The organism is Ramlibacter henchirensis (genome assembly GCF_004682015.1).
GTDB classification, from domain to species: domain Bacteria; phylum Pseudomonadota; class Gammaproteobacteria; order Burkholderiales; family Burkholderiaceae_C; genus Ramlibacter; species Ramlibacter henchirensis.
In genome coordinates, this window is the sequence record NZ_SMLM01000001.1 from 99,106 (window position 1) to 122,143 (window position 23,038).

General features: G+C 68.7%; 25 protein-coding genes and 1 tRNA gene. 17 read left to right on the plus strand and 9 right to left on the minus strand.

Going from position 1 to position 23,038, the window contains the following annotated elements; translation table 11 throughout:
- The first annotated feature begins 98 nt into the window (after positions 1 to 98).
- The 7 genes from EZ313_RS00465 (at position 99) to pyk (ending at position 7,639) form a co-directional block, all read left to right on the plus strand.
- Positions 99 to 824 carry a maleate cis-trans isomerase family protein gene (locus tag EZ313_RS00465; RefSeq protein ID WP_135261270.1) on the plus strand — a complete coding sequence of 242 codons (726 nt, stop codon included), beginning with the start codon at positions 99 to 101 and terminating at the stop codon, positions 822 to 824.
- Between the two features lie 74 nt (positions 825 to 898).
- On the plus strand, positions 899 to 1,606 hold the full coding sequence (locus tag EZ313_RS00470; protein WP_135263506.1) for a GntR family transcriptional regulator: 708 nt from the start codon (positions 899 to 901) through the stop codon (positions 1,604 to 1,606).
- A gap of 15 nt (positions 1,607 to 1,621) precedes the next feature.
- Positions 1,622 to 2,536 (plus strand): LysR family transcriptional regulator, encoded by a 915-nt coding sequence (locus EZ313_RS00475; RefSeq protein WP_135261271.1) that lies wholly within the window; start codon positions 1,622 to 1,624, stop codon positions 2,534 to 2,536.
- A gap of 101 nt (positions 2,537 to 2,637) precedes the next feature.
- The gene (gcl, locus tag EZ313_RS00480; protein WP_135261272.1) at positions 2,638 to 4,428 is read left to right on the plus strand and encodes a glyoxylate carboligase; all 1,791 of its coding nucleotides are present in this window, start codon (positions 2,638 to 2,640) and stop codon (positions 4,426 to 4,428) included.
- A gap of 11 nt (positions 4,429 to 4,439) precedes the next feature.
- Positions 4,440 to 5,243 carry a hydroxypyruvate isomerase gene (gene hyi, locus EZ313_RS00485; protein WP_135261273.1) on the plus strand — a complete coding sequence of 268 codons (804 nt, stop codon included), beginning with the start codon at positions 4,440 to 4,442 and terminating at the stop codon, positions 5,241 to 5,243.
- The gene (gene glxR, locus EZ313_RS00490; protein WP_135261274.1) at positions 5,240 to 6,148 is read left to right on the plus strand and encodes a 2-hydroxy-3-oxopropionate reductase; all 909 of its coding nucleotides are present in this window, start codon (positions 5,240 to 5,242) and stop codon (positions 6,146 to 6,148) included. Before hyi ends, glxR begins: the two co-directional genes overlap by 4 nt.
- Before the next feature lie 42 nt (positions 6,149 to 6,190).
- A complete protein-coding gene (pyk, locus tag EZ313_RS00495) occupies positions 6,191 to 7,639 on the plus strand; it encodes a pyruvate kinase (RefSeq protein WP_135261275.1) in 1,449 nt (482 codons plus the stop codon).
- A 44-nt stretch (positions 7,640 to 7,683) separates the two neighbouring features.
- On the opposite strand, the gene EZ313_RS00500 is transcribed toward pyk, so the two are convergent.
- Positions 7,684 to 7,770 (minus strand) — tRNA-Leu (locus EZ313_RS00500).
- Between the two features lie 41 nt (positions 7,771 to 7,811).
- Between EZ313_RS00500 and cysM the strand changes: the two genes are divergently transcribed.
- A complete protein-coding gene (gene cysM, locus EZ313_RS00505) occupies positions 7,812 to 8,723 on the plus strand; it encodes a cysteine synthase CysM (protein WP_135261276.1) in 912 nt (303 codons plus the stop codon).
- Positions 8,720 to 9,253 (plus strand): NUDIX hydrolase, encoded by a 534-nt coding sequence (locus tag EZ313_RS00510; protein ID WP_135261277.1) that lies wholly within the window; start codon positions 8,720 to 8,722, stop codon positions 9,251 to 9,253. The genes cysM and EZ313_RS00510 overlap by 4 nt, the downstream gene beginning before the upstream one ends.
- A gap of 6 nt (positions 9,254 to 9,259) precedes the next feature.
- Here the strand turns inward: EZ313_RS00510 and EZ313_RS00515 are convergent, their stop codons facing one another.
- The 5 genes from EZ313_RS00515 to rfbB are packed head-to-tail and all read right to left on the minus strand — an operon-like array spanning position 9,260 to position 12,975.
- On the minus strand, positions 9,260 to 9,547 hold the full coding sequence (locus tag EZ313_RS00515; RefSeq protein ID WP_135261278.1) for a hypothetical protein: 288 nt from the start codon (positions 9,545 to 9,547) through the stop codon (positions 9,260 to 9,262).
- Complete coding sequence (gene rfbC / locus EZ313_RS00520; RefSeq protein WP_135261279.1) at positions 9,541 to 10,098, minus strand: dTDP-4-dehydrorhamnose 3,5-epimerase; 558 nt, start codon at positions 10,096 to 10,098, stop codon at positions 9,541 to 9,543. The genes EZ313_RS00515 and rfbC overlap by 7 nt, the downstream gene beginning before the upstream one ends.
- 6 nt (positions 10,099 to 10,104) lie before the next feature.
- Complete coding sequence (gene rfbA / locus EZ313_RS00525) at positions 10,105 to 10,992, minus strand: glucose-1-phosphate thymidylyltransferase RfbA (protein ID WP_135261280.1); 888 nt, start codon at positions 10,990 to 10,992, stop codon at positions 10,105 to 10,107.
- A 1-nt stretch (position 10,993) separates the two neighbouring features.
- Positions 10,994 to 11,917, minus strand: coding sequence for a dTDP-4-dehydrorhamnose reductase (rfbD, locus tag EZ313_RS00530; protein ID WP_135261281.1), 924 nt, complete (start codon positions 11,915 to 11,917; stop codon positions 10,994 to 10,996).
- Complete coding sequence (gene rfbB, locus EZ313_RS00535; protein ID WP_135261282.1) at positions 11,914 to 12,975, minus strand: dTDP-glucose 4,6-dehydratase; 1,062 nt, start codon at positions 12,973 to 12,975, stop codon at positions 11,914 to 11,916. The genes rfbD and rfbB overlap by 4 nt, the downstream gene beginning before the upstream one ends.
- 94 nt (positions 12,976 to 13,069) lie before the next feature.
- Between rfbB and EZ313_RS00540 the strand changes: the two genes are divergently transcribed.
- Complete coding sequence (locus tag EZ313_RS00540) at positions 13,070 to 13,297, plus strand: sulfurtransferase TusA family protein (protein ID WP_135261283.1); 228 nt, start codon at positions 13,070 to 13,072, stop codon at positions 13,295 to 13,297.
- 68 nt (positions 13,298 to 13,365) lie between these two features.
- Here EZ313_RS00540 and galU read toward each other — a convergent pair whose 3' ends face one another.
- Positions 13,366 to 14,253 carry a UTP--glucose-1-phosphate uridylyltransferase GalU gene (galU, locus tag EZ313_RS00545; protein ID WP_135261284.1) on the minus strand — a complete coding sequence of 296 codons (888 nt, stop codon included), beginning with the start codon at positions 14,251 to 14,253 and terminating at the stop codon, positions 13,366 to 13,368.
- Positions 14,254 to 14,359: 106 nt separating this feature from the next.
- On the opposite strand from galU, the gene EZ313_RS00550 reads away from it, so the two are divergent.
- Positions 14,360 to 15,364 carry an NAD(P)-dependent oxidoreductase gene (locus EZ313_RS00550; RefSeq protein WP_135261285.1) on the plus strand — a complete coding sequence of 335 codons (1,005 nt, stop codon included), beginning with the start codon at positions 14,360 to 14,362 and terminating at the stop codon, positions 15,362 to 15,364.
- Positions 15,365 to 15,391: 27 nt separating this feature from the next.
- Here EZ313_RS00550 and EZ313_RS00555 read toward each other — a convergent pair whose 3' ends face one another.
- On the minus strand, positions 15,392 to 16,453 hold the full coding sequence (locus EZ313_RS00555) for a CDP-6-deoxy-delta-3,4-glucoseen reductase (protein WP_135261286.1): 1,062 nt from the start codon (positions 16,451 to 16,453) through the stop codon (positions 15,392 to 15,394).
- A 48-nt stretch (positions 16,454 to 16,501) separates the two neighbouring features.
- Between EZ313_RS00555 and EZ313_RS00560 the strand changes: the two genes are divergently transcribed.
- From EZ313_RS00560 to pdeM, 6 genes are all read left to right on the plus strand, one after another.
- Complete coding sequence (locus EZ313_RS00560; protein ID WP_135261287.1) at positions 16,502 to 17,425, plus strand: NAD-dependent epimerase/dehydratase family protein; 924 nt, start codon at positions 16,502 to 16,504, stop codon at positions 17,423 to 17,425.
- A gap of 48 nt (positions 17,426 to 17,473) precedes the next feature.
- Positions 17,474 to 18,364 (plus strand): acetylglutamate kinase, encoded by an 891-nt coding sequence (gene argB, locus EZ313_RS00565; protein ID WP_135261288.1) that lies wholly within the window; start codon positions 17,474 to 17,476, stop codon positions 18,362 to 18,364.
- Between the two features lie 22 nt (positions 18,365 to 18,386).
- A complete protein-coding gene (locus EZ313_RS00570) occupies positions 18,387 to 19,091 on the plus strand; it encodes a response regulator transcription factor (RefSeq protein WP_135261289.1) in 705 nt (234 codons plus the stop codon).
- Positions 19,092 to 19,141: 50 nt separating this feature from the next.
- Positions 19,142 to 20,509 carry an ATP-binding protein gene (locus tag EZ313_RS00575; RefSeq protein WP_135263507.1) on the plus strand — a complete coding sequence of 456 codons (1,368 nt, stop codon included), beginning with the start codon at positions 19,142 to 19,144 and terminating at the stop codon, positions 20,507 to 20,509.
- A 110-nt stretch (positions 20,510 to 20,619) separates the two neighbouring features.
- Entirely contained in the window at positions 20,620 to 21,285 is a 666-nt protein-coding gene (gene slmA / locus EZ313_RS00580; protein ID WP_135261290.1) for a nucleoid occlusion factor SlmA, read from the plus strand.
- Position 21,286: 1 nt separating this feature from the next.
- Positions 21,287 to 21,973, plus strand: coding sequence for a ligase-associated DNA damage response endonuclease PdeM (pdeM, locus tag EZ313_RS00585; RefSeq protein WP_135261291.1), 687 nt, complete (start codon positions 21,287 to 21,289; stop codon positions 21,971 to 21,973).
- 8 nt (positions 21,974 to 21,981) lie between these two features.
- On the opposite strand, the gene EZ313_RS00590 is transcribed toward pdeM, so the two are convergent.
- Complete coding sequence (locus EZ313_RS00590) at positions 21,982 to 23,037, minus strand: malate/lactate/ureidoglycolate dehydrogenase (protein ID WP_135261292.1); 1,056 nt, start codon at positions 23,035 to 23,037, stop codon at positions 21,982 to 21,984.
- Position 23,038: the final 1 nt, after the last annotated feature.

Here is a 23,038-nt window from a genome sequence, read left to right on the forward strand (position 1 = left end):
CTGGTGTTTACACTAGTGTCGACAAAACTGACCTGAATTGATGGAATCGCCGCAGGCCCATCGCGCATACTCAGGCCCGGAAACTTTCGAAGGAACCCATGAGCCGTGCCCTCCGCCTGGGGGTGTTGACCCCGTCCTCCAATACGGCCCTGGAGCCGCTGACCACGGCCATCGTGGGCATGCTTCCGGGCGCCAGCGTCCATTTCTCGCGGTTCAAGGTGACGGAGATCGCGCTGGACGCCGGCGCGCTCGGGCAGTTCGACGACAGCAACATCCTGGCCGCCGCGGAGTTGCTGGCCGATGCGAAGGTGGACGCGATCGGCTGGAGCGGCACTTCCTCGGGCTGGCTCGGCTTCGATCGCGACCGGCAGCTGGTGCAGCGCATCCGGGAGCGGACCGGCATCCCGGCGACCACGGCAGTGCTGGCGCTCAACGAGCTGCTCGGCCTGCGAAAGATCACGCGGCTGGGCTTCGTCACGCCCTACACGGACGACGTGCAGCAGCGCATCGTCGCCAACTACCGCGCCCTCGGCGTCGACGCGGTGGCGGAAAGGCACCTCGGCATCCGCGTGAACCACGACTTCGCCGGCGTGGACCCGCGCAAGCTGCGCGAGCTGATGGCGCAGGTGGCGCTCGAGCGGCCCCAGGCCATCACCACGTTCTGCACCAACCTGCGGGCGGCGCAGCTCGCCCCGGACATCGAGCGCGCTCACGGCATCCCGTTGCTGGACACGGTGAGCACCACGGTCTGGGGCATGGTTCGCGCCGCCGGCGGCTCGCCAGCCGCGATCACCGGCTGGGGGGAGTTGTTCCAATGGAACTGAAGCCCCGGCACGCGAAGGCCGCCGACCGGAACGCAGGCGGCCGGCAGGACCACTCCCACGGCACTGCGACCTTGATGTCCGGCAACGAGCGCAAGGCGCCCGGCAGCCGCGCCGAGCGAGAGAAGTCGGTTGACGAGATCTACGAGCGGATCTACGTCGCGATCCTGGAGCACCGCCTGCACCCCGGCACGAAGCTGGGCGAGGAACGCCTGGCCGACATCTTCGGCGTGAGCCGCGCGCGCGTGCGGGAAGTGCTCGCGCGCCTGGCGCACGAGCAGATCGTCGAACTCGTCCCGCAGCGAGGCGCGTACGTCGCCAAGCCCACCATCGAGCAGGCGCGCGACGTCTTCGAGGCGCGGCGCCTGATCGAGCCGGCGGTGCTGCGGCGCCTGGTGGACACGCTGACCCCGGAAAAGGTCACCCGTTTGCGCCAGCACGTGGAACTCGAGGCGGATGCGCGGCGGCGCGGCGACAAGCGCGCCGTGATCCGCATGTCCGGTGAGTTCCATACGCTGGCGGCCGAACTGGCGGGCAACTCGTCGCTCGCGCGCACCATGCGCGAGCTGTGCATGCTCACCTGCCTGATCATCTTCCTGTACGACGCGCCCACGGCCCAGAGCTGCCGGGACGACGAGCACCAGATGATCATCGACGCGGTCGCCAAGCGGGACCGCGGCCGGGCGGAAAAACTGATGCTCGAGCACCTGGACCACATCGAGAGCAGCCTGAGCCTGGACGACGGCAACGGCGAAGCGGACCTCGAGGCGATCTTCAGGGCCTGAGGCCGGCGGCCGGCCATGGATCGCCTGCAAGTCATGGAGATGTTCGTCCGGCTGGTGGAGCTGGGGAGCTTCTCCAAGGCCGCGAGCGAGTTCAGGACGACGCAGCCGACGATCACGAAGCACATCGCCGCCCTGGAGTCGCGGCTGAAAGTCCGACTGCTCAACCGCAACACGCGCGGCGTGAGCGCGACCGAAGCCGGCGCGATCTACTACGACAAGTGCAAGGTGCTGCTGCGCGACGCCGAGGAGGCCGACAGCGCGGTCCGCTCGCGGCAGGAGCATGCGCAGGGGCTCCTTCGCATCGGCAGTTCGGTGGCTTTCGGGCGCAGGGTGGTCGTGCCGCTGGCGCTCGAGTTCATCTCGCGCCACCCGCAGGTCAGGGTGGACCTGAGCTTCGAGGACCGCTACACGGACCTCGTCGGACAGGGCATCGACGTGGCCCTGCGCCTCGGAAAGCTGGCCGATTCCACGCTCGGCGCACGGTTCCTCGGCGTCAATCCGTGGCTGCTCGTCGCTTCGCCCGAGTACCTGCGCAAGGCAGGCGTGCCGGCAAGTCCGGGAGACCTGCAGGAGCACACGGCGCTCATCTACAGCAGCGTGCAAGGCAACGATGTCTGGCTGCTCAAGTCGCCGGGCCGGGAGACCGTCGCGATCCCGGTTACCGGGAGCCTGCGCTCGAACAACCTGTCGGCCGTGCTCGCCGCGGCGCGGGGCCATCTGGGCATCGCCGCGCTGCCCTGGTACGTGGCCGAACGATCCCTGCGCCGGGGAGACCTGCAGCAGGTGCTGGATGGCTATGAACTGCCCGAACAGGAGATCCACGCCGTCTATCCGTCGCCCAAGCTGGTGCCCGCGAAGGTCCAGGCGTTCATCGGCTTCCTCGAGGGCCACTTCGCTGGCCGCTGGTGGGAGCAACTGCCGCGCGCGTGATGCGACGGATTCCGTCCCGGAATATGTGATATCGCCGGGACTGCCGTTCACAGGCTGAAGCGGCCTCGGAACAATCGAGCGCACCTGATAGGAGCGACTCGATGTCCAAGATGAAGGCCGCGATGGCCGCTGTTCTCGTGATGGAGAAGGAAGGGGTGACGCAGGCCTTCGGCGTGCCCGGTGCCGCGATCAACCCCCTCTACGCGCAACTGAAGGAGCGGCAGACCATCTCGCACGTGCTGGCCAGGCATGTCGAAGGCGCCTCCCACATGGCCGAGGGCTACACCCGCGCCAAGGCGGGCAACATCGGCGTGTGCATCGGAACGTCCGGCCCGGCGGGAACGGACATGATCACCGGCCTGTACTCGGCCACCGCGGACTCCATTCCCATCCTTTGCATCACGGGGCAGGCGCCGCGCGCGCGCCTGCACAAGGAGGATTTCCAGGCCGTCGACATCGCCTCGATCGCCCGGCCCGTGACCAAGATGGCCACCACCGTGCTGGAGCCCGCGCAGGTGCCGCAGGTGTTCCAGCAGGCCTTCCACCTGATGCGCTCCGGCCGGCCGGGTCCGGTGCTGATCGATCTTCCCGTCGACGTCCAGATGGCCGAGATCGAGTTCGACATCGAGGCCTACGAGCCGCTGCCGGTCTACAAGCCGGCGGCGAGCCGCAAGCAGATCGAGAAAGTTCTCGACATGCTGGAAACCGCGGAGCGGCCGCTGATCGTGGCCGGCGGCGGCATCATCAATGCCGACGCGGCCGACGAACTGGTGCGGTTCGCCGAGCTGACCGGCATCCCCGTCATTCCGACGCTCATGGCCTGGGGCGCCATCCCCGACGACCACCCGCTGATGGCCGGCATGTGCGGCCTGCAGACCAGCCACCGCTACGGCAATGCGACGATGCTGGCTTCCGACTTCGTGCTGGGCATCGGCAACCGCTGGGCGAACCGGCACACGGGCTCCCCCGAGGTCTACTGCAAGGGCCGGCGCTTCGTCCACATCGACATCGAGCCCACGCAGATCGGCCGCGTATTCGCGCCGGACCTCGGCATCGTGTCCGACGCCGGGGCGGCGCTGCGCATGCTGCTGGAAGTCGCCTCGGAGCGGATCGCGGCCGGCAGGTTCCGCAAGTGGAGCGAATGGGCCGGCGACTGCCGGCGGCGCAAGGCCGACCTGGGGCACCAGCGCAAGACCAACTTCGACAACGTGCCGATCAAGCCGCAGCGCGTGTACCAGGCGATGAACGAGGTCTTCGGACGCGACGTCACGTATGTGTCGACGATCGGCCTGTCGCAGATCGCCGGCGCCCAGTTCCTGCACGTCTATGGTCCCCGTCGCTGGATCAATTGCGGCCAGGCAGGTCCGCTCGGGTGGACCGTGCCGGCGGCGCTGGGCGTGCGTGCGGCCGATCCGCAGGTCAGGCTCGTCGCGCTCTCCGGTGACTACGACTTCCAGTTCATGCTGGAAGAGCTGGCCGTGGGGGCGCAGTTCAAGCTGCCCTACGTCCACGTGGTGGTGAACAACAGCTACCTCGGCCTGATCCGGCAGGCGCAGCGCGGCTTCTCCATGGATTACTGCGTCCAGCTGGCCTTCGACAACATCAACGTTCCCAAAGGGGAAGTCGCCGCCGGCTACGGGATCGATCACGTGAAGGTGGTCGAAGGCCTGGGATGCAAGGCGATCCGGGTGCATGCGCCCGGGGAACTCGCGGCCGCCCTCCGGCAGGCCGAAGCCTGGATGTCCGAGTACCAGGTGCCCGTCGTCATCGAAGTCCTGCTGGAGCGGGTGACGAACATCGCGATGGGGACCGAGATCGACAACGTCGTCGAGTTCGAAGAGCTCGCCGCCACCGCGGCCGACGCGCCGACCGCGCTCGCACTGCTCGACTGAGGAACCTCGACATGCCCAAATTCGCCGCCAACCTGACGATGCTGTTCACGGAAGTCCCCTTCCTGGACCGGTTCGAGCGTGCCGCGCAGGCCGGGTTCACGGCCGTCGAGTTCCTCTTTCCTTACGACTACCCCGCCGGCGAGATCCGGCGCCGCCTCGAAGCCAACCGGCTTTCGCTCGTGCTGCACAACCTGCCGGCGGGCGACTGGGCCGCGGGCGAGCGGGGCATCGCCAGCCATCCCGACCGGATCGAGGAGTTCCGCATCGGCGTCGGCCAGGCGATCCGCTACGCGCAGGAACTGGGCGTGCGCCAGCTCAATTGCCTGGCGGGCAAGGCGCCCGCCGGCGTACCCGCCTCGGTGCTCCATGACACCCTGGTGGCCAATCTGCGCCATGCAGCCGGGCGCCTGCACAAAGCCGGCATCAACCTGCTCGTGGAGCCGATCAACACCTTCGACATCCCGCAGTTCCACCTGTGCCGCACGAGCCAGGCACTGGACCTGATCGACGAGGTCGGGGCACCCAACCTCCTGCTGCAGTACGACGTCTACCACGCCCAGCGGATGGAGGGCGAGCTGGCGGCCACGCTGGCGAGGGCACTACCGAAGATCGGCCACGTCCAGGTCGCCGACAACCCGGGCCGCAACGAGCCCGGCACCGGGGAGATCGACTATCGATTCCTGTTCCGGCACCTGGACCGGATCGGCTACGCCGGCTGGGTCGGGTGCGAATACAAGCCGGCGGCATCCACCGAAGCCGGTCTCGATTGGCGAGGGGCGCTGTGCCGACAACAGGCTGAAGGAGTCGCGCAATGAATACGGATCGGATGAAACTGGGTTTCGTGGGCCTCGGCATCATGGGCGCGCCGATGTGCGAGCACCTGATCAAGGCTGCGCACAAGCTGTTCGTGCACACCCGGGGCCGCGTCCCGGAGGCGATCGCCAAGAGCGACGCCACCGTGTGCACCAGCCAGCGGGGCGTCGCCGAACGCGCGGACATCGTCTTCATCATGGTGCCCGACACCGCGGACGTCGAGAACGTGCTGTTCTCCGAGCGTGGAGTCGCCGCCGGGCTGTCCAAGGGCAAGATCGTGGTGGACATGAGCTCCATCTCGCCCGTCGCGACCAAGGACTTCGCACGCCGCATCAATGAGCTCGGCTGCGAGTACCTGGATGCGCCGGTGTCGGGCGGCGAGGTGGGGGCGCGGAACGCGACGCTCTCGATCATGGTCGGCGGCGCCGAAAGCGTGTTCGAGCAGGTGCGCCCGCTCTTCGAGCTGATGGGCAAGAACATCAACCTGGTCGGAGGAAACGGCGACGGCCAGACCGCCAAGGTCGCCAACCAGGTCATCGTGGCCCTGAACATCCAGGCCGTCGCCGAGGCGTTGCTGTTCGCGGCCCGCGCCGGCGCCGATCCCGCGCGCGTGCGCGCAGCCCTGATGGGCGGCTTCGCGTCTTCCAAGGTGCTGGAGGTGCACGGCGAGCGGATGATCAGGCGGGCGTTCGAGCCGGGCTTTCGCATCGGGCTGCACCAGAAGGACCTCAAACTCGCCCTGTCCAGCGCGCGGCAGCTCGGGCTGGCGATGCCCAACACGGCCACGGCGCAGGAAATGTTCAATGCCTGCGTGGCCCAGGGCGGGCAGGCCTGGGACCATTCGGCGCTGGTGCGCGCGCTCGAGAGGCTGTCGAATTTCGAGCTCGGCCAGGCCGCGCCAACGTGAACGACTACGCGATCCTGATCGACACCGTGACAGGGAAACGGGATGCGACGCAGCCGTAACGCGAAGATCGTGGCCACGCTGGGACCCGCCAGCTCGGAGCCGGAGGTGATCCGGCGGCTGTTCCTGGCCGGGGCCGACGTGTTTCGATTGAATTTCAGCCACGGCCTGGCGCAGGACCACAGGCGCAGGTTCGACTTGCTGCGGCGGCTCGAGCAGGAAACGGGGCGTCCGATCGGCATCATGGCCGACCTGCAGGGTCCCAAGCTGCGGGTGGGAACCTTTGCCGGCGGGCCGGTGAGCCTGCAGGCCGGCGCCGCTTTCCGCCTCGACCTGGACGCCGCGCCGGGCGACATCCGCCGGGCGAGCCTGCCGCACCCGGAAGTCTTCCAGGCGCTCAAGCCGGGCGACGAGCTGCTGCTCGACGACGGCAAGCTGCGCCTCGCGGTGGAAGACTGCGGCAGCGGATTCGCCGCCACGCGCGTGCTGGTGGGCGGCGTGCTCTCCGACCGCAAGGGCGTGAACGTTCCGGGCGCGCTGCTGCCGATCAGCGCCCTGACGGCCAAGGATCGCGGCGACCTGGAACTGGCGCTCGAACTGGGGGCGGACTGGGTCGCCTTGTCGTTCGTGCAGCGACCCGAGGACGTGGCCGAAGCGCGCGCGCTGATCGGCGAGCGCGCCGGCATCGTGGTCAAGCTGGAGAAGCCCTCCGCGTTGGACCAGCTGGAGGCCATCGTCGCGCTCGCCGATGCCGCGATGGTGGCGCGCGGCGATCTGGGGGTCGAACTGCCGGCCGAGCGCGTCCCTGCCATCCAGAAGCGGATCGTTCGCACGTGCCGCCAGCTCGGCAAGCCCGTTATCGTCGCGACCCAGATGCTGGAGTCCATGATCGCAGCGCCGGTGCCGACTCGGGCCGAAGCCTCCGATGTGGCCACGGCGGTGTATGACGGCGCCGATGCAGTGATGCTCTCGGCCGAGTCGGCTGCGGGCCTCTATCCGGCCGAGGCGGTGTCGATGATGGACCGGATCATCCAGCAGGTGGAGCAGGATCCCTTCTACCGGCAAGCGATCGACGCCAGCCACAGCGGATCTGCGCCGGGCAGCAGCGTCGCCGACGTGGTGTGCTGCGCCACCCGACGTGCCGTCTCGCTGCTGCGCGTCGCCGCGGTGGTCTGCTATACCAGCTCGGGCAAGACCTGCCTGCGGGCGGCGCGCGAGCGGCCGGAGGCGCCCATCCTGAGCCTCACGCCGCGTCGCGAGGTCGCCCGCCGGCTCGCGCTGGCCTGGGGCGTGCACGCCCTGCAGATCCAGGACGTGCGCGACGTTGACGAGATGACGCTGCGCGCCGTGGCATGCGCACGCGATGAGGGCTTCGCGCGGCCCGGGCAGCTCGTGGCTGTGGTGGCCGGCATGCCGTTTGGGCGCGCCGGCACCACCAATCTGCTGCGCATCGCAGCCGTCGAACCTGAGCCAGCCGCTCCAGTTTCGCGCTGAGCTCCGCGTCTTCGGGGAGAGGTGCTCCAGCGATGGGCTTGGATTGGTGCCGGAGCCCGGAATCGAACCGGGACGGTGTTGCCACCGGCAGATTTTGAGTCTGCTGCGTCTACCGATTTCGCCACTCCGGCAGCGTTGAGAGCGCAGAAAAAAATTATGGCACAGTGGGCGAATGGACCCGCGCACCTATCCCACCATCGAAGACGCCATCGGCAATACGCCCCTGGCCGCGCTGCAGCGCATCGGGGTCGAAGCCAACAAGCGCCGCGGCAACGTGGTGCTGGGCAAGCTCGAGGGCAACAACCCGGCCGGCTCGGTGAAGGACCGGCCCGCGCTGTCGATGATCAAGCGCGCTGAGGAGCGCGGCGAGATCAAGCCGGGCGACACGCTCATCGAGGCGACATCCGGCAACACCGGCATCGCGCTCGCGATGGCGGCGGCGATCAGGGGCTACCGCATGGTGCTGATCATGCCGGAGGACCTGTCCATCGAACGCGCGCAGACGATGAAGGCCTTCGGCGCGGAGCTGCTGCTCACGCCCAAGAGCGGCGGCATGGAGTACGCGCGCGACCTGGCCGAGAACATGCAGCGCGACGGCAAGGGCAAGGTGCTCGACCAGTTCGCCAACGCCGACAACCCGCGCATCCACTACGAGACCACCGGGCCGGAGCTGTGGGAGCAGACCGGCGGCCGCATCACGCACTTCGTCAGCGCGATGGGCACCACCGGCACGATCACCGGCGTCTCGCGCTACCTGAAGGAGAAGAACCCGAACGTGCGCATCATCGGCGCGCAGCCGAGCGAAGGTTCGCGCATCCCCGGCATCCGCAAGTGGCCGCAGGAATACCTGCCGAAGATCTACGACCCGTCGCATGTGGACGAGCTCGTCTACGTGAGCCAGGAGGACGCGGAGGAAATGTGCCGGCGTCTCGCGCGCGAGGAAGGCATCTTCGGCGGCATCTCGGCCGCGGGCGCGTGCTGGGTCGCGCAGCAGGTTGCGGCGCAGGTGGAGAACGCCACCATCGTGTTCGTGGTGTGCGATCGCGGCGATCGCTACCTCTCCACCGGCGTCTTTCCCGCGTGAACGCGGACTGGAAGTTCTGCCCGCAGTGCGCCACTGCGCTGCAGCCGATCACGCAGGTCGAGGACAGCGGCCCCCGGGAGCGGATGCGCTGCCCGGCCTGCCAGTGGACGCACTGGAACAATCCCACCCCGGTCCTGGCGGCGGTGGTGCAGTACCAGGACCAGATCCTGCTCGCGCGCAACGCGGCCTGGCCGCCCAAGGTCTATGCGCTGATCACCGGCTTCATGGAGGCAGGCGAGTCGCCGCAGGACGGGATCCGGCGCGAGCTGAAGGAAGAAACCAACCTCGACGCGCAGGAGGTCAGCCTGATCGGCGTCTACGACTTCCAGCGCATGAACCAGGTGATCATCGCCTACCACGTGCGCGCCGAAGGCGAGGTGAAGCTGTCGCCGGAGCTGGTGGACTGGCGGCTCTACGCCTATGACCAGGTCAAGTGCTGGCCGGCGGGCACGGGCTACGCGCTCGCGGACTGGCTGCGCGGCAAGGGCTACGAGCCGCAGTTCGTCGAGTGGCAGCGCCGCTCGCAGTAGGGGCGCTCAGGCCGGCTGCCAGCGGTTGCAGCCGAAATCGTCGGTGACGCACAGGGAGGCCCCGTGGCCGCTGCGGTCGGCCACGCCCGCGCCCGTGCGCAGGTCGAACGATCGGGCCGAGCCACCCATCGTGGCTTCACCGGCGCCCACCCGCACGGCGCCGAGCTGGCGCATTGCCAGGCAGACGAAGAGACCGGTGGCGGTGGCCACCAGCGAAGGCTGGGGCGGCTCGGAGTCGAGATGCACGACGGCCGGTCCCTTGAAGCGGCAGTTGGCGCAAGTGTTGTTCACCATGGGTAAAGCTCCGCCGATGCCCAGCGCGGGGCGGCCTGGTCCTTGGCCGACAGCGTGGGAAGGTTGCCGGCCTCGTCCAGTGGCCATTGCACGCCCACGTGCGGGTCGTTCCAGGCCAGGGCGCGCTCGTCGCTCGGCTCATAGTAATCAGTGGTCTTGTACAGGAAGTCCGCCTGCCCGGAGAGAACCAGGAAGCCATGCGCGAAGCCCGGCGGCACCCACAGCTGGCGCTGGTTGTCCGCGCTGAGCTCCACGCCGACCCATTGGCCCAGGCGCGGAGAGGCCTTGCGCAGGTCGACCGCGACGTCGAAGACGCGGCCGCTCACCACGCGCACCAGCTTGCCTTGCGGCCGCGTGAGCTGGTAGTGCAGGCCCCGCAGCACGCCGCGTGCCGACCGTGAATGGTTGTCCTGCACGAAACGCACGGCTGCGCCGGTCGCCTGGTCGAACGCACGCTCGTTCCAGCTCTCCATGAAGAAGCCGCGCGAATCGCCGAACACGCGCGGCTCGATGAGCAGCACTTCCGGCAGCCGGGTGGGCGTGGCCTTCATTCCCGATCATCCCTTGAGCAGCCCCGTCAGGTAGCTGCCATAACTGCTCTTGCCCAGCGGCTCGGCGAGCGCCACGAGCTGCGCATCGTCGATCCACCCGTTGCGCCAGGCGACTTCTTCCGGACACGCCACCTTCAAGCCCTGCCTTTGCTCGAGCGTGTGGATGAACTGTGTCGCTTCCAGCAGGCTCTCGTGCGTACCCGTGTCCAGCCAGGCGAATCCGCGGCCCATGATCTGCACACGCAGGCGACCCCGCTCGAGGTAATGCTGGTTGACCGTGGTGATCTCCAGTTCGCCGCGCGCCGAAGGCTTGACCGCGGCTGCGATGTCGCAGACCTCGGCGTCGTAGAAATACAGGCCGGTGACTGCGCTGTTGCTCTTGGGATGCAGCGGCTTCTCCTCGATCGAGGTCGCTTTGCCGCCCTGCCCGAAGGCGACCACGCCATAGCGCTGCGGGTCGCGCACGTGGTACGCGAACACGGTCGCGCCGTCTACGGTGTCGTTGGCTTCCCTGAGAAGCTTCACGAGATCGTGGCCGTAGAAGATGTTGTCGCCCAGCACCAGGGCGCTCGGCGCACCACCCAGGAAGGCGCGGCCGATGATGAAGGCCTGGGCCAGGCCTTCAGGGCGCGGCTGCACCGCGTACGCGATGCGCATGCCCCACTGGCTGCCGTCGCCCAACAGCTGCTCGAAGCGCGGTGTGTCCTGCGGCGTGCTGATCACCAGCACTTCGCGGATGCCGGCCAGCATCAGCGTGGCCAGCGGGTAATACACCATGGGCTTGTCGAACACCGGCAGCAGCTGCTTGGAGATCGCCAGCGTGGCCGGGTGCAGGCGCGTGCCGGCGCCGCCGGCGAGGATGATGCCCTTTCGGGCGGGAGCGGTGGTCGGCATATCAGGTGCTTGCGGCGGCGCGATGCTGCGCCAGTTCTGCGATGACGGCGCGCACGCCGTCCTGCCACGGCGGGAGGGCGAGGCCGAACGTTTCGCGCAGGCGGGTGGTGTCCAGCCGGGAGTTCTTCGGGCGCGTGGCGCGCGCGGGGTAGTCGGCGGAGGCGATGGCCCTGACCCGATCCGCGCTGGCCCGCAAAGGCCAGCCGCGCGCGTTTGCTTCTTGCACGATCAGCTGCGCGTACTCGTGCCAGTTGGTCGAGCCACCGGCCGCGACGTGATAGATGCCGGCCAGGCGCTCGGGATTGCGTTCGGCCGCAAGCACGCGCAGCGCGTGCGCCGTCACGTCGGCGATGAGGGCGGCGCGCGTGGGGGCACCCCACTGGTCCGCCACCACGGTCAGTTCATCGCGAACAGCCGCAGCCTTGAGGATGCTGCTGGCGAAGTTCTGTCCCCAGCTGTCGAAGACCCAGCTCGTGCGCAACACGAGATGGCGCCGTGTTCCGTGCGCGATGGCCTGGTCGCCGGCGAGCTTGCTGCGGCCGTAGATGCTCGATGGGCGGGTGGCATCGGTCTCGCGCCAGGGCTTCTCGCCGCTGCCGTCGTACACGTAGTCGGAGGAGTAGTGCACCAGCCACGCGCCTTGCCGTGTCGCTGCCTTCGCCAAGGCGTCGCAGGCGGATGCGTTCACCGCGAACGCGGCGTCCGGCTCGTCTTCGGCCCGGTCGACCGCCGTGTAGGCCGCAGCATTGACCACCACGTCCGGCGCCACGTCGGCGACGGATGCGGCGACGCCTTGCGCATCGCGAAGGTCGCCGCACAGTGGCGTGCTGCTGCGATCCAGCGGAATCACCTCGCCGACCACCGCAAGGCTGCGGCGCAGCTGCCAGCCGACCTGGCCGTTGGCGCCGAACAGCAGGATCTTCATGCCGCCTGGATGGTCGGGTACTGCTGCTCGACCCAGCGCCGGTACGCGCCGCTGGTGACCGACTCGACCCATTCCGGATTGGTGAGATACCAGTGCACGGTGTCGCGGATGCCCTGCTCGAAACCGGTCGACGGCTTCCAGCCCAGCTCGCCGGCGATCTTCGTGTCGTCGATGCCGTAGCGCCGGTCGTGCCCGCGACGATCGGGCACGTGCTGGATCAGGTCGGCGTGACGACAGCCAGGCCGCGCCTCGTCCAGCACCTTGCACACCGTGTGGACCACCTCCAGGTTGGTGCGCTCCGAACGCCCGCCGATGTTGTAGGTCTCGCCGGGCTTGCCGTGTTCGAGCACGGCGCGCAGCGCGGAGCAGTGGTCGCTGACATGCAGCCAGTCGCGCACCTGTCGCCCATCGCCGTACACGGGCAGCGGCTTGCCTGCCAGCGCGTTGTGGATCATCAGCGGGATGAGCTTCTCCGGGAACTGCCGCGGACCGTAGTTGTTGGAGCAGTTCGTGGTGATGACCGGCAGCTTGAAAGTGTGGTGCCAGGCCCGGGCGAAATGATCGGCCGCCGCCTTGGACGCCGAGTAGGGGCTGTTGGGCTGGTACTGGTGGCGCTCGCTGAACGCCGGCTCCCCGGGTTGGAGCGAGCCGAACACTTCGTCGGTGGACACGTTGATGAAGCGGAATGCCTCTGCTTCGGATTCCGGCAAGGCCTTCCAGAACTCGCAGGCCGCCTGGAGCAGCCGCGTCGTGCCGACGACATTCGTCTGGATGAAGGCTTCCGGACCGGCGATGGAGCGGTCCACATGGCTCTCGGCGGCGAAATGAACGATCGCGCGCGGCCGATGCTGGCCGAGCAATCGCGCCACCAGGTCGGCGTCGCCGATGTCGCCGCGGACGAAACGGTAGGCGGGCTGGCTGTCGACTTCCCGCAGGTTGCCCAGGTGGCCGGCGTACGTGAGAAGGTCCAGGTTGACCACGGGCTCTCGCCCCTGGTGCAGCCAGTCGAGGATGAACGCGGAACCGATGAATCCGCAGCCGCCGGTGACAAGGATCATGAAGTGGTCTGCCCAGAACACCGCGACGATAGCAAATGCCCGCAGCGCGCCTGCCGGCAACGTGCCTAGAATCAGACACCCTCGACGGCGCACCATGAACATCGACAAGCAAATCGACACCCGCGGCCTGAACTGCCCGCTGCCCATCCTGCGCGCCAAGAAGGCGCTGACGGACATGCAGTCCGGCCAGCTGCTGAAGGTGGTGGCCACGGACCCCGGCTCGCTGCGGGACTTCCAGGCGTTCGCGCGGCAGACCGGCAACGAGCTGGTCGAGCAGCAGCAGCAGGGCGAGGAGATCATCCACGTGCTGCGCCGGCGCTGAGGCACGGCTTACGCAAAGAAAAAGGCGCCGGACCGGCGCCTTTTTTCATTCGGGACCCGAAAGGCTCGTCAGAGCTTGAGCCCCTTGAGGTACTCGCGGAAGCCGGGCCCGAGCTGCGGGTTCTTCAGCGCGAAATCCACGGTGGCTTCGAGGAAGCCGTCCTTGCTGCCGCAGTCGTAGCGGCGGCCCTGGTACAGGTAGGCGTGGACGCCTTCGGTTTCCATCAGCCGAGCGATGCCATCGGTCAGCTGGATCTCGCCGCCCGCGCCGCGCGGGTTGGTGCGGATCATGTCGAACACGGCCGGCGTCAGCACATAGCGGCCCGCGATGCCCATGCGCGAAGGCGCGCTGTCCGGATCGGGCTTCTCGACCATGCGCTTCACACGGGTGAGCCGCTCGCCGGCCGTGTCGCCCGCGACGATGCCGTAACGCTTGACGTGCTCACGCGGCACTTCCTGCACCGCGAGGATGCACGTCGGCGTGCGCTCGAACTGCTGGACCATCTGCGCGAGCACGGAAGGCCCGCCCTCGAGGCCGGTCATCAGGTCGTCCGGCAGCAGCACCGCGAACGGCTCATCGCCCACGATCGGCGCTGCGCACAGCACGGCGTGGCCAAGACCCAGCGCACGCGCCTGGCGCACGAAGGAGCAGGACATGTCGGGTGGAGCCAACGAACGCACGACGTCGAGTAGTTCTTTCTTCTTCCCTGCCTCGAGTTCCATCTCGAGTTCAGGCGAGGAGTCGAAGTGGTCCTCGATCGCGCGCTTGCTGCGGCCGGTGACGAACACCATGTGGCGGATGCCGGCCTCATAGGCCTCCTCGACCGCGTACTGGATCAAGGGCCGGTCGACGACCGGGAGCATTTCCTTGGGGATGGCCTTGGTGGCCGGAAGGAATCGAGTGCCGAGGCCGGCTACAGGAAAAACGGCCTTGTTGATCCTCGTGACATTTTTCATCGACTGGAAAGACGATCTTGGTTAGAGTCCGTGAAGTGTTTCACGAGCAGGCCGTGTCGAGCTTTCTCAACGGCTGATTACTCTGTCGGACAAGGGCGCAATTCGAGTGGACATCTTACTGGTCGATCGTCTGGTCCCCGAAGCGCTTGCCTGGCTGCAGGAACGCCACGGCCTCGAATCCCGCCCCGAACTCGCGGCCGATCCCAGCGCGCTGCGCAAGGCCCTCTACAAGGCCGAGGCCGTGGTGCTGCCGCGCAAGGTCGTCGTCACGCAGGAATTCCTCGACTTCGCGCCGCGCCTGAAAGCCATCGCGCGCATGCATGGCGGCACCGACAACACTGATCTCGAAGCCTGCCGCGAGCGTGGCGTGCGCGTCATCCAGGCCACCACGGCCAACGTGCGTTCCAACGCCGAGTACCTGCTGGCCAGCCTGCTGCTGCTCTACCGCCGCGGCATCGGCGCTGCACTCAGTGCGGACCGAAATGCCGAGATCCGGCTCGGCCGCGAACTCAATGGCAGCGTGGTCGGCGTGCTGGGCCTCGCGCCCACCGCGCACACGCTCGCGCTGATGCTGCATTCGCTGGGCGCCAAGCTGATCGGCTACGACCCGGCCGTGCACCACACCGCTCCCATCTGGCAGCGGCTGAACATCCAGCCCGTGGGCCTGCAGGACCTGATGGTGCATTCCGACGCGGTCACCGTGCAGGTGATGTACGCGTCCCGCTATCACAACTTCATCAACGAGAAGCTGCTCGCGCACTGCAAGCCCGGCCAGGTCTGGGTGGGCATCAGCCGTTCGCAGCTGTTCGAGCCCGAGGCTTTCGCCCGCGCCCTGGGCGACGGCCGCATCGAAGCGGCGCTGCTCGACGGGGCCGATGCCGGCTTCGCGAGCAAGGGTTCGCCGTTGCACGAGTGCACCAACCTCTTCCTCACGCCTCGCCTTGGTTCGCAGACCAGGGAGGCGAGATTGCGCGCCAGCTGGTACGTGGCGCATCGCATCCACGAGACGCTGTCCGCGCCCAAGGATGGTCCGGTGTCCGAAATGCCCACCGGCATGATGGACCTGGAAGGCGGCGCCCGGCGCAGCGAGCCGGCGTTCATCGTCAGATAGTTCGCCTGCAAAACGCCGCGCGCGTTTTCAGGTCCCCGCATCCTTGTGCTTGTCCGCCTCGGTCGTGAACGCGTCCGCGTAGAACTCCTCCGGCGGCAGCTTGCAGTTGGCGCTGTATTCGTCGCGCGCCGAGTCCACCACGATGGGTGCGCCGCAGGCGTAGACCTGGTGGCCTGAAAGGTCCGGGAGGTCCTCCATCACGGCCTTGTGCACGAAGCCCGTGCGGCCGGTCCAGTTGTCCTCGGGCAGCGCATTGGAGATCACGGGCACGTACTTGAGGTTGCCCATCTCCGCGCAGCGCGCCTGCACCCAGTCGTCCATGTACAGGTCCGCGGGGCGGCGCCCGCCCCAGTAGAGCGTGGCCGGGCGCGAGATGCCCTTGTATTGCATGTGCTCGATGAGCGCCTTGATCGGCGCGAAGCCGGTGCCCGAAGCCAGCAGGATCATCGGCTTGTCCGAGTCCTCGCGCAGGAAGAAGCTGCCGTACGGGCCTTCCACGCGCAGGATCTCCTTTTCCTTCATCGCGCCGAACACGTGTTCGGTGAACTTGCCGCCCGGCATGTGCCGGACATGCAGCTCCAGGCCGGGGCCGTTGTGCGGCGCGTTGGCCATCGAGTAGCTGCGGCGCGCGCCGTCGCGCAGGATGAACTCGACGTACTGCCCCGCGTGGTAGCGCATCGTGTCGTTGGCCGGCAGCTGCAGCCTGATGACCATCACGTCGTGAGACTTCTTCTCCAGCGAGATCACGCGCGAGGGCATCTTCTTGACCGGGAACGCCGATTCGTCGGTGACCTGCCTCGACTCGAGCACCACGTCGGTGAGCGGCGTCGCGCTGCAGGTGAGGATGTAGCCGTTGGCCTCCTCCTCGGCGCTCAGGGCCTTGCTCTGGTGCATGCGGTGCACGACCTGGCCCTCGAGCTTCCTGCACTTGCACGAGCCGCAAGCACCGTCCTTGCAGCCGTAGGGCAGGCCGATGCCCTGGCGGATCGCCGCGGCGAGCAGGGCCTCATCGGCATTGGTGCTGAAGGTCCGCCCGCTGGGCTGCACCGTCACCTGGAAGGGGCCTGCGGCGGCCTCGGCGGTGGTCATGGGTTGGGTATCCTCGGGAGCTGGTCTTCACACGACGAACTCCGTATTTTGCCCTCGAACCAGATGCCCCTCGGCGCGCTGCCCACCCGCTTCCGGCGCGAGCGGGTGCTGGTGGTCGGCTGCGGCGACGTCGGCCTGCGGGTTGCACGCGAACTCCACGGCCGTGTTCGCCTGCTGGCGCTGACCTCATCGCCGGAGCGCGTGCCCGTGCTGCGGCAGCGGGGCCTGTTGCCGTTGCAAGGCAACCTCGACGACCGTCACTCGATCGCGCGCTTGGCGGGGTTGGCCACACGCCTCGTGCATCTCGCGCCGCCGCCGGGTGAAGCCCGGGTGGCGACCGACCCGCGCACGACGACCTTGCTGCGTGCATTGCGGCTGCGCACGCCGCCGGCATCGATCGTCTACGGCTCCACCACCGGCGTGTACGGCGACTGCGGCGGCGAGAAAGTTTCCGAGTGCCGCATGGTGTCGCCGCGTACGTCGCGCGCCTCGCGCCGCGTCGACGCCGAACAGGCGCTGCGCTTCTTCGGCCGCTCGGCGGCGGTGCGCGCCAGCATCCTGCGCATCCCCGGCATCTACGCGCCCGACCGCGAAGGCGGCACGCCGCGCGAACGCCTGCTCAAACGCACGCCCGTGCTGCGGCCGCAGGACGACGTCTACACCAACCACATCCACGCCGACGACCTGGCGCGCGCGGTGGTGGCCGCGCTCTGGCGCGGCCGCCCGCAACGGGTGGTGAACACGGTCGACGACACCGAAATGAAGATGGGCGACTGGTTCGACCTGGCGGCCGACGTGTATGGGCTGGCGCGGCCGCCTCGCGTCGCGCGCGAGCAGGCGCAAGGGGCGCTCCCGATCGCCGTGCTGAGCTTCATGGGCGAGTCGCGCCGCCTGGACAACACGCGGCTCAAGCGCGAACTGCGGCTGCGGCTGCGCTATCCCACCGTGGACCACGGCCTGCGCAGCGGCTGAGGCCGGCGAGGGTCCTTCTACAATTTGCGGTCCCCATCCGCTGCCGCCATGACCGACACCTCCCACATCGCCGCGCGCGACAAGGCCGAGATCCTCGCCCAGGCACTGCCCTACATCCGCAAGTTCCATGGCAAGACCATGGTGATCAAGTACGGCGGCAACGCGATGACCGACCCGGAACTGCAGGCGGACTTCGCCGAGGACATCGTGCTGCTCAAGCTGGTGGGCATGAACCCCGTGGTGGTGCACGGCGGCGGGCCGCAGATCGAGCAGGCCCTCAACCGCCTGGGCAAGAAGGGCGAGTTCGTCCAGGGCATGCGCGTCACCGATGCCGAGACGATGGAAGTCGTCGAGTGGGTGCTCGCCGGAGAGGTGCAGCAGGACATCGTCGGCTTCATCCACAAGGCGGGCGGCCGCGCCGTGGGCCTGACCGGCCGCGACGGCGGCCTGATCCGCGCGCGCAAATTGAAGATGGTCGACAACAAGGACCCGTCGAAGGAACACGACGTGGGCCAGGTCGGCGACATCGTGGAGATCGATCCCGGCGTTGTGCGCGCGCTGCTGGAGGACCACTTCATCCCCGTCGTCAGCCCGATCGGATTCGGCGACGAGAACGAGAGCTACAACATCAACGCCGACGTGGTGGCCAGCAAGCTGGCCACGGTGCTGAAAGCCGAGAAGCTGGTGCTGCTGACCAACACGCCGGGCGTGCTGGACAAGTTGGGCAAGCTGCTCACGGACCTGACCGCGCGCGAGATCGACAACCTGTTCGCCGACGGCACCATCTCCGGCGGCATGCTGCCCAAGATCAGCGGCGCCCTCGAAGCCGCCCGCAGCGGCGTGAACTCGGTCCACATCATCGACGGCCGCGTGCCGCATTCGATGCTGCTGGAGATCCTGACCGAGCAGGCGTACGGGACGATGATCCGGTCCAAATAGCGGGGCTTGCGCCGGAAGTTCCATGCGCCTGCTCCTCGTCGAAGACGATGTGATGGTGGCCAGCGGCATCAAGCTGGGCCTCGCCGATGCCGGCTACGCGGTCGACTGGGTCGGCAGCGGCGAGCGGGCGGAGGAAGTGCTGCGCACCGAAGTCTTCGACGCCGCCATCATCGACATCGGCCTGCCGCACATGGACGGCCTGGAGCTCACGCGGCGCCTCCGCAGGCCCGAGATGGCCAGCCAGAAGCTGCCGGCGCTGATCCTGACCGCGCGCGACGCGCTGCAGGACCGGGTGCAGGGCCTCGACCTCGGCGCGGACGACTACATGATCAAGCCTTTCGAGCTGCCCGAACTGCTGGCGCGCCTTCGCGCGCTGCTGCGGCGCTCGCAGGCCGCGACCAGCGCCGTGCTCAGCTTCGGGCCGATCGAGCTGGACACGGCCAACCGCCGCGCCAGCGCGCAACGCGGCTCGCAGAAGGTGACGCTGGAGCTGGGCCCGCGCGAGTGGACGGTCATGGAGTACCTGCTGATCCACGCGCCCAAGCCCGCGAGCAAGGAGAAGTTGCTTCAGGCCCTGACCGGCTGGGACAAGGAGATCACGCCCAATGCGGTGGAGGTCTACATCTCGCGCCTGCGCGGCAAGCTGGAGCCGCACGGCGTCGCGCTGCGCTCGATCCGCGGCTTCGGCTATCGGCTGGAACTGCAGCAGGACGCGGCCGCGTCGTGATGTACTTCCGCGAAGGCTCTGCGGCGCGCCGGGCCGCCGCCGGCGAGCGCATGCTTTCGGGCCTGCGGCGCCGCCTGCTGGTGATGCTGCTGGTCCCGCTGGTCGGCCTGGCGCTGCTCAATGCCTGGTTCGATTACCGCTCGGCAGACAACGTCGCGCTGCAGCAGGACAAGCGGCTCGCATCCGTCGTGCCGCTGCTGGCCGACTCGGTGATCGGCGAGGGCGTGCGCAAGACCGATCCGCCGCTGGTGCTGATGCCGCCTGCCGCGGCGGAGTTCTTCGTCGGCAGCCGCGCCTTCGCGCTCACCGATCCGGACGGCAAGCTGCTGCTCGGCGAAGAGTGGCTCGCGGGCCTGCCGCCGCCCGACGACCTGCTGGAGTTCCACAGTGAGGAGAACGGCGGCACCACCTGGCGCATCGCGCGCCAGCGCCAGCAGACGGTGATCGGGCCGGTGGTCGTCGCGGTGGCCGACGGCTCCGATCCGCGCCAGCAGTGGGCCCGCTCCGTCCTGTTCAAGGTGCTGCTGCCCAACCTGGTGCTGATCGCGGCGGCCGCCTTCGCCGTCGGCTGGGCCGTCGAGCGCGCGCTCAAGCCGCTGCTCGAACTGAAGGACGCGGTGGAGCGCCGGTCGCCGCGCGACCTGAGCGCGCTGGACGAGACCGGCTCGCCCGAGGAGGTGCGGCCTCTCGTCCAATCGCTCAACCGCCTGTTCGGGCTGGTGAACGCGCAGGCCGAGAGCCAGCGCCGCTTCGTCGCCGACGCCGCACACCAGTTGCGCACGCCACTGGCCGGGCTGCAGGCGCAGGTCGAAGCCTGGGCGCAGCTGGCGCACGGCGCCGGCCGGCAGGGCCGGCTGGAGCTCAAGGCCGACCAGGTCGACAAATTGCGTGGCGCGACCCGGCGGACGTCGCAACTGGCCCACCAGCTGCTGGCGCTTTCGCGAGCCGATGCCCGCACGATGGAGGCGCAGCCGCGCGAGCGGATCGATCTCAAGGCGCTGTGCGAGGACCAGCTCCAGGTCCACCTGGACGCGGCCACCGCCCGCCGCATCGACCTCGGCCTGGACGCGGAGCCGGTCGAGGTGAAGGGTCACGAGTGGCTGCTGCGCGAACTGCTGGGCAACCTGGTCGACAACGCCGTGAAGTACACGCCCGAGGGCGGCACCGTCACCTTGCGATGCGGAACGCGCGACGGCCACGCTTTCCTCGAAGTCGAGGACGACGGTCCCGGCGTGCCCGAAGCCGAGCGGGGCCGGGTGCTGGAGCGCTTCTATCGCGTGCAAGGGACGGCCGGCGAGGGCAACGGCCTGGGCCTGGCGATCGCGCAGGAGATCGCGCGTGTGCACCGCACGCAACTCGAACTGCACACGGGCGCCGGCGGCCGCGGCCTGCGGGTCGCGCTGCCTCTCGCAATCTGATGTTGTAAGTGCGCACTTGGCCCGCAAGCCGCTTGTTGCGGTGCCGAGGCCTGTGGGGGCCCCAAGCGGCCGTGTGCGAGAATGGCCCGCAACCCATCCATTGCCAAGCCATGCCTGAAGCCGACCTGAGCACGCCCGCCACTCCCGCCGGAGCCGACGCCGCCGCCGACGCCGCGGCGCCCGCGCGCAAGCGGCCCAAGCCCGGCGAGAGGCGTGTCCAGATCCTGGAAGCGCTGGCCATGATGCTCGAGCAGCCCGGCGCCGAGCGCATCACCACCGCCGCCCTGGCGGGAAAGCTCGAGGTCAGCGAAGCGGCGCTGTACCGTCATTTCGCCAGCAAGGCGCAGATGTTCGAGGGCCTGATCGAGTTCATCGAGCAGAGCGTCTTCACCCTGGTCAACCAGATCCAGGAACGCGAGGGCGCCGCCAACGGGCAGGGCGACGGCGCCCGCCAGGCCGCCCGCATCGTCACGATGCTGGTGCAGTTCGCCGAGAAGAACCCGGGGATGACACGGGTGATGGTGGGTGACGCGCTGGTGTTCGAGAACGACCGCCTGCAGCAGCGGATGAACCAGTTCTTCGACAAGATCGAATCCACCCTCAAGCAGTGCCTGCGTGGCGCCGACGACGGCTCGGCTACGCCGACGGTCGATGCCCAGGTGCGAGCCTCCATGCTCACTGCCTTCGTGGTCGGCCGGCTGCAGCGATTCGCGCGATCCGGCTTCCGCCGCAGCCCCTCGGAGCACCTGGAGGCCAGCCTCGCCCTGATGTTGTGAGGTGCTGAGAATCCGATTGGCGGGCGAGGATGCGGTCCTGCATCCGAGCGGCGCCTTGTTCCTGTCGTCCCGCCACACGCTGCTGGTCGCCGATGCGCACTTCGGCAAGGCGGTGAGCTTCCGCAAGCTCGGCGTTCCGGTGCCGGAGGACACGACTCTTGAAACCCTCGGTGCGCTCACCGACGCGATCGAGCAGGCCGGCGCGCGCGAAGTGGTGTTCCTCGGCGACTTCCTGCATTCGGCCCGCTCGCACGCGCGCGAGACGCTCGATGCGCTGCACGGTTGGCGCGAGCGCCATGCCGGCGTGCGCCTGACGCTGGTGCGCGGCAACCACGACGCTCGTGCCGGCGATCCGCCGGCCTCCTTGCTGATCCGGGTCGTGGACGAGCCGTTCGCAGCGGGCCCGTTCGCCTTCTGCCACCACCCCGAACCCGTGCCCGGCGCCTACGTGCTGGCGGGCCACTGGCATCCCTGCATCAGCGTCAGCGGCCGCGCGTTCGAACGGCTGCGGCTTCCGTGCTTCTGGCTGGGAGACGACAGCGGAGCGCTGCCGGAAAGGGCGGTGGGCGTGCTGCCGGCCTTCGGCAGCTTCACCGGGATGCACCGGATCGATCCCGGAGCGGGCGACCGCATCTTCCCGGTCGCCGAAGGCGTGGTGCGGGCGTTGCCGCAGCTGCCGGTGGCCTGAGGCCGCGGTCAGTCGCGCACGCCGACCTTCTCGCCGGCGGCCAGGATCTCGCCCCAGGTCGCGCCGTCGATCACGATTCCGTCGCGGCGCCGAGCCTCACGGGCGGCGCGTTCCGGCTCGCCGGCGATCAGCACACCTTCGCTGCCGGGCGCCGGCGGGCTGCGGCGCAGCCACTCCATGAAGGCTGCAGCTTCCTGCTCGAACGCCGCCGCAGTGCCGAGCTTCGCCGGATCGATGACCACGGCGAGCATTCCGTTGTAGACCGAGCGCGCGGAGTCCGGCGCGCGATGCCAAGTGCCGCTGCCGGTGAGCGCACCGCCGAGCAGCTCGCAGGCCAGCGCGAGGCCGTAGCCCTTGTGCTCGCCGAAAGGCAGCAGCGCGCCGAAGCCGCCCTTGGGCTGCTGCACCACGACGACGCCGGGATCCGTGGTCGGATGGCCGGACTCGTCGATCAGCAGGCCGGGATCGGCGCGCCGGCGCTCGTTGTGCGCCACGCGCATCTTGCCTTGCGCCACCCGGCTGGTGGCGAAGTCCAACACGAAGGGCTGCGCGCCGGCGAGCGGAATGCCGATGCAGCAGGGGTTGGTCCCGAAGCGTCCGTCGCCGCCGCCCCAGGGCGCCACGATGGGCCGCGAGAGCACGTTGACGAAGTGGATCGACACCAGGCCGCGCGCCACCGCCATCTCGGCAAAGTGCCCGATGCGCCCGAGGTGGTGCGAGCGGGCCAGCGCCATGACGCAGGTGCCGTGCTGTCGCGCGCGTTCCATCGCCAGTTCCATCGCTTGCACGCCGACGACCTGGCCGTAGCCCTGGCCGCCGTCCAGCGTGAGCAGCGCGCCGCCGTCCAGCGTGGTCGTCACCGAGGTATTGGGCTTGAGCCCGCCTTCGAGCACCGCGTCGACGTAGCGCGGCACCATGCCGACGCCGTGCGAGTCGTGGCCACTGAGGTTGGCGAGCACCAGGTTGGCCGCGACCTGGCGCGCTTCCTGCGCCGAGCTGCCCGCTGCCTGCAGGATGGAAGCGACGCGCGCTTCGAGTTCGTTGGATTGCAGGGTGACGGCCATG